This is a genomic window from Acinetobacter sp. ANC_7682 (assembly GCF_056779795.1).
Map to the genome: position 1 here is coordinate 1 of NZ_JBWYIQ010000057.1, position 5,963 is coordinate 5,963.

Here is a 5,963-nt window from a genome sequence, read left to right on the forward strand (position 1 = left end):
AATCACCATTACCTGCGTTGTTGTTGACGATCACTAAGTCTTTAATACCGAGTTCAATTAAGCCATCGATGAGTTCAGCAGGCTGACCTGCGGTACCAAACCCACCAATCATAATGGTTGAACCGTCTTTAATTTGGGAGAGGGCTTCGGTTAAAGACGCTGAGCTTTTATCAATCATAATCACTTCCTAAACAAACGATCTACATTTACCTTTAATATGATCAGGTCGATGTAGACGATGATGGGGTAGTATTTTGACGCTTCGTTAAAATCACGTGCGCTAAAATACCAATACAGATTCCCCAAAAAACTGAACTTAAACCTAAAAATTGCATGCCTGAAACAGTCGCCAAGAAAGTAAGGAGAGCTGCGTCACGATCCTTTTCTTGGAACATAGCAACGTGTAAATTTGTAGCAATAGCACCTAAAAGTGCTAAACCTGCTAATGCAGCAACAAGTTCTTTAGGCAGTAAGCTAAAAAGCATCACAATGCTGCCTGCAAATAAACCACCTAAAATATAGAAAATACCGTTCGCAATACCTGCGATATAACGTTTCTCTTTGAGCTCATGTGCATCTTTACCTGTACAGAGTGCGGCTGTTATTGACGCCAGGACAATGGTGATCCCGCCCACACAAGCAACAGCTAACGATGCGATACTGGTAGTGGTAATAATGGGTTTTGCTTGAATGTCATAGCCACTTAATTTCAAAATTGCCATGCCAGGTAAAAATTGACCAGAAAGGCTGACTAAAATAAGAGGTACTGCAAGATTTAGAAAAGAGTTAAGCGTCCACTCGGGCGCAATGAATTGGGGTATTGCAAGTGAAAACTCCATATTCACAGCATTGAATTTTCCGAGGACTAAACTCATGAAAATACCAGCTGCCAATACAAAAAGCATGGCATATCGAGGTGTTAAACGCTTAGCAATCAGATACGAAATAAGCATTCCAAACACAATATATGGCATGGTATTAGTCGCGGTAAAAAGACCAAATCCGAACTGACATAAGATACCAGCCATCATTCCTGCAGCCACTGATTGCGGTATCAAAGCCAATAGTTTGTCGAAATATCCGGTAATACCAATGATGAAAATCACTACAGCTGTAGTGATATATGCAGCAACTGCTTCATTCAGTGATATATCTGGAAAAAGTGTGACTAGCAGAGCAGTACCAGGTGCCGACCAAGCGGTAATGACAGGAACTTTAAACTTTATTGATAATAGAATTCCAGCTACAGCAGCACCAATTGAGATACCCCAAATCCATGAAATCATCATGTCTGGGGAAACTTGGGCTTGTTGTGCTGCTTGAAAGAAAATAATTAATGGTCCGGCATATGAAATCAATACAGCTAAAAAGCCGGCGACAGTGGCGGAAATAGACCAATCTTCTTTTAGTGTTTTAAACAGGGTTGCCATTGTATTTGCCTCCTTGCGTCAATGATCCTGTGAATTTAAAGAGTCCGTGATCAGGGTTAACCCTGATCACCACCACCTACAGGTACGACTGTGCCTGTAATGTATGAAGACTCATCTGAAGCAAGGAACAAAATAGCATTTACTTGTTCTTGAATAGTGCCATAGCGTTTCATGTAGCTGCGGTCAATTGTTTGATCAACCACTTCTTGCATCCAAGCTTGATCTTGCTCAGATAGTGGTGAAGTATTACGTGGAATTACACGTGGTGGAGCTTCAGTACCACCTGTAGCCACAGCATTGATGCGGATACCATCTTTAGCATGTGCAAATGCCATTGATTGAGTAAAACTATTTACACCACCCTTAGCTGCAGAATATGGAAGACGGTTAATTCCACATGTGGCGATAGATGATACATTCACGATCACACCAGATTTTTGGTGTTGCATGTGTGGTAAAACTGCACGACAACTCCATAAAGTAGGAAATAAAGAACGATTGATCTCTTTGATAATTTCCTCTTCAGAAAACTCTTCAAAAGGTTTCATCCAAATCGCACCACCAACATTGTTGATCAGCACATCAATTCGGCCAAAAGTCTCGATCGCTTTATTTACAACGGATTGTGCACCAGCATAGGTTTCAAGATCAGCTAAGACAGTGACACCTGTGCCACCTTGAGTCGTAATTTCTTCAAGTGTGGTCGTCACGTATTCAGCACGGTCAGCCAGTACAACTTTTGCACCTTCGCTAGCTGCTTGAAGAGCAACACCGCGACCGATGCCTTGAGCGGCACCAGTAACGATTACGATTTTATTTTCAAATCTTTGATTCATGTTCCTCTCCACTTTAATTCGCAGAGAATTTTTCGAATAAGAAGTTTGCAGGTTTAACGCCTTCAGCATCTAACCAACCACGAACTGCATCTACCATAGGAACAGGACCACAGAGGTAAACGTCTACATCACCACCGTTGAGCCATTCAGTTTCAATGTGACCTGTCACATAACCTTTACGTTCGTGTGCAGATTCTGGGTTTGCAACTACGGTACGGTATTCAAACCAATCAAGTTTTTCTTGAAGTTTGTTGAGTTCTTCAATAGCAACTAGGTCAAAGTCATTGGTTACACCAAAAACTAAACGTACTGGATGTTCAGAACCTTTTTCTTCTAATATTTGAAGCATCGACATAAATGGAGCAATACCTGTACCACCAGCAAGCATTACTACAGGGCGTACTACATTACGTAAGTAGAAGCTACCAAATGGACCAGTGAATGTCATTTTGTCGCCGACTTTCGCTTCGGTGCTTAAGAAGCTACTCATTTTACCGTTAGGAACGTTACGAACAACAAAGCCGGTCAAACGGTTGCCTGGCTTAGAGCTGAAAGAGTATGAACGTGTTTCAGTTGATCCAGGAATACCTACATTTACATACTGACCAGCAAGGAAATTGATATCTGGCTGACCCTCGTCTAGTTGAATATCAAAGGTAATTGTAGATTCAGATAAGTTTTCTACACGAGAAAGGGTACCTTGATATTGATGAATTTGAGTTTTACATACATCAGATGATGCTTGAATTTGGAAAACTGCATCTGAAGTAGGACGGCACTGGCAAGCTAAGATATAGCCTTGCTCAGCCTCTTCTGGTGTAAGTGCATCTTCAATATAAGTTTCTTCAGGCATGTCATAGCTGCCAGACTCACAAAAAGCTCGACAAGTACCACATGCACCATCACGGCAATCCAGCGGAATATTAATCTTTTGACGATATGCAGCGTCAGAAAGCGTTTCGCCTTGTGCAACTGAAATAAATCGGGTTACGCCATCTTCAAATTGAAGTGCAACATTATGGTTTGACATGGCTGAATATCCTTTAAGAATCTTTTGAACAATTTTTTGGTGTAACTACCAAAATTCCATTTGGTAGTTACTGAACTTGTTATTTACTAATTACAGGTGATATACGTCGATTACTTGGTTGATGTAATCATTTTTAAGTACCACATATTTATTTAAAATTTGTGGTTTTTCACCAGACAAATTGATTTCGTAGCGTGACATGCCGAAGTAGCTGTACGACTTTTGGTAGCGGTAACTTAAAGTATTCCAGTTGAAACGAACAACAACCTTATCTTCATGACGTTCAAGAATTTCAATGTTGTTAATATTGTGGCTTGTACGTGTATCAGGCATTGTTGCAGAAGAGCGTTCAGTTTTGATACGGAACACGCGGTCTTCTAAACCTTGACGATCTGGATAATAAATTAACGAGATTTCTGATTGAGGATCTTCAGTTAATGTATTGTAGTCATCCCAAGATGGCATCCAGAACGATGCCGTAGGTGCATAACACTCTAACCATTCATCCCACTGCTCATCATCAAGTAGGCGCGCTTCTTTAAATAAGAACTGGCTCACTGATTCTAAAGTTGCTTCAAGATTCGCGTTACTCATGCGTTATCTCCTTGTTCAGCTAAAGCTTGTTCTGCTTTAATCGCACGTTTCATTTCTTCTAACCAATGTTGATGTTGAGCAAGGTATAAACCTTCGTCTTCAGTTTTAACGCCTGAAAGTTTAGGTTTTAGACCAATTTCGTTTGCTGCATCATCTGGGCCATTGATCCAATGCTTTGAGCCACGGCACATATCGTTCCACTCAAGTTCGATACCAGCATAACCTGCTTGACATGCACGGAATTCTTCTAAGTCATCTGGTGTCGCCATACCTGAAGCATTGAAGAAATCTTCATATTGACGAATACGGCGTGCGCGAGCTTCTGGCTCTTCACCTACAGGTGCGATGCAGTAAATTGTTACTTCAGTTTTATCGACAGCAATTGGGCGAAGTACACGGATTTGTGAACCGAACTGATCCATCAAATAAACGTTTGGATATAAGCAAAGGTTACGTGAGCGCTCGATCATCCACTTCGACATAGCAGGACCGAATTTCTCAGAGTATTCATCTGCTTTAGGGAAGTTAGGGCGGTCTTCAGGGTTGGCCCATTGTGTCCAAAGCAACATGTGACCATTTTCAAAACCGTAAGAACCACCGCCTTGTTTACCCCAAGATCCTGCGCTCATTGCACGGATATTGTCTCCAGCTTGTTTTTCTTTACGTTGTTGCGTAGTCGCAGCATAATTCCAGTGAACTGCAGATACATGGTAACCATCTGCACCATTTTCAGCAGTGAGTTTCCAGTTTCCTTCGTATGTATAAGTTGAGGCGCCACGTAAAACTTCTAAACCTTGATCAGACTGACCCACGATCATATCGATAATTTTAGTCGTTTCACCTAAGAATTCATCTAATGGCAAGACGTCTGGGTTTAAGCTACCGAATAAGAAGCCTTTATAACTTTCAAAACGTGCAACTTTCTTAAGATCATGTGATCCTTCTTTGTTAAAGCAGTCAGAATAACCTGCATCTGTTGGGTCTTTAACTTTTAAAAGTTTGCCTGAGTTATTGAATGTCCAACCATGGAATGGGCAAGTATAAGTAGCCTTATTACCACGTTTGTTACGGCAAAGTTGTGCACCACGGTGTGAACACGCATTGATCATTGCATTTAGCTCGCCTTGACGGTTACGAGCAATCACGATTGGCTGACGACCGATGTGTGTCGTGTAATAATCATTGTTATTTGGAATTTGGCTTTCGTGTGCCAAGTAAACCCAATTACCCTCAAAGATGTATTTCATTTCAAGGTCAAAAAGGGCTTGATCAGTGAAAACTGAACGATGAAGTTTAAACTCACCTGTCTCAAAGTTGTCTACAAGTAACTCATCAAGACGATCTAGATGGCTGGTATTAATTACAGGAATACGTGGCATGGACGTTCTCCGACTTTCCAAATTGAGGGGAAGTCATCGGGATAATTGACTTATCCCGATTCCGACTAATTGATTTAAGCTGATGCGCGGCGACGTTCAACTTCAGTAGAAGGCGCACCTTCAACGTCTTTTACTAATTCAATGTCAAATTGAATATGTTTGAACGCACCTTTTAGACCACGACGAGCAATTTCAGCTTCATCAGTTACGTCTACAGCAGTTGCCACTAAGCCATCACGCGTTGCAAATGCAAAGTCATCCCAAAGGTATTCATCACCTTCGATGTTGAACTGCGTAGTTAATTTACGGTAGCCAGGTGCAGTGACGAAGTAATGCACGTGTGAAGGGCGGTTACCGTGACGACCAAGTTTGTTTAATACAAACTGAGTTGTACCTTCTGGTGGGCAGCCATAACCTACAGGCATTGTGGTTAATGCTGTATATTGACCTTGTGCATCCGTGAAGATCGTACGACGTAAGTTGAAGTCAGATTGAGACTTATCAAAGAACGAGTAGTTACCTAAGCTGTTTGCATGCCAAACTTCAACTTTAGCGCCTTCAATGATGTTACCTTCAGTATCTTTAACGATACCTTCAATAATTAAAGTTGGGATTTTGCCTTCTTCAGAACCATCATCCATACGTGCAAAACCAACTGATTCTGGTGCACCAGCGACATACAATGGACCTTCAA

Annotated in this window: 7 protein-coding genes; all 7 read right to left on the reverse strand. The window is 41.4% G+C overall.

The window, feature by feature from the left end; all coding sequences use genetic code 11:
- Positions 1 to 178: CoA-transferase (locus tag AC1M9D_RS13745; protein WP_481592539.1), on the reverse strand; the 178-nt coding region annotated here is incomplete at its 3' end.
- A 43-nt stretch (positions 179 to 221) separates the two neighbouring features.
- The gene (gene benE / locus AC1M9D_RS13750) at positions 222 to 1,430 is read right to left on the reverse strand and encodes a benzoate/H(+) symporter BenE (RefSeq protein ID WP_180000663.1); all 1,209 of its coding nucleotides are present in this window, start codon (positions 1,428 to 1,430) and stop codon (positions 222 to 224) included.
- 56 nt (positions 1,431 to 1,486) lie between these two features.
- Complete coding sequence (locus AC1M9D_RS13755) at positions 1,487 to 2,266, reverse strand: 1,6-dihydroxycyclohexa-2,4-diene-1-carboxylate dehydrogenase (protein ID WP_092768934.1); 780 nt, start codon at positions 2,264 to 2,266, stop codon at positions 1,487 to 1,489.
- A gap of 13 nt (positions 2,267 to 2,279) precedes the next feature.
- The gene (gene benC / locus AC1M9D_RS13760; protein ID WP_481612415.1) at positions 2,280 to 3,296 is read right to left on the reverse strand and encodes a benzoate 1,2-dioxygenase electron transfer component BenC; all 1,017 of its coding nucleotides are present in this window, start codon (positions 3,294 to 3,296) and stop codon (positions 2,280 to 2,282) included.
- Positions 3,297 to 3,386: 90 nt separating this feature from the next.
- On the reverse strand, positions 3,387 to 3,890 hold the full coding sequence (benB, locus tag AC1M9D_RS13765) for a benzoate 1,2-dioxygenase small subunit (RefSeq protein ID WP_035270498.1): 504 nt from the start codon (positions 3,888 to 3,890) through the stop codon (positions 3,387 to 3,389).
- Positions 3,887 to 5,269 (reverse strand): benzoate 1,2-dioxygenase large subunit, encoded by a 1,383-nt coding sequence (gene benA, locus AC1M9D_RS13770; protein ID WP_481612416.1) that lies wholly within the window; start codon positions 5,267 to 5,269, stop codon positions 3,887 to 3,889. Before benA ends, benB begins: the two co-directional genes overlap by 4 nt.
- 74 nt (positions 5,270 to 5,343) lie before the next feature.
- On the reverse strand, positions 5,344 to 5,963 hold a 620-nt coding region (locus tag AC1M9D_RS13775), incomplete at its 5' end, for a dioxygenase family protein (protein WP_481612417.1).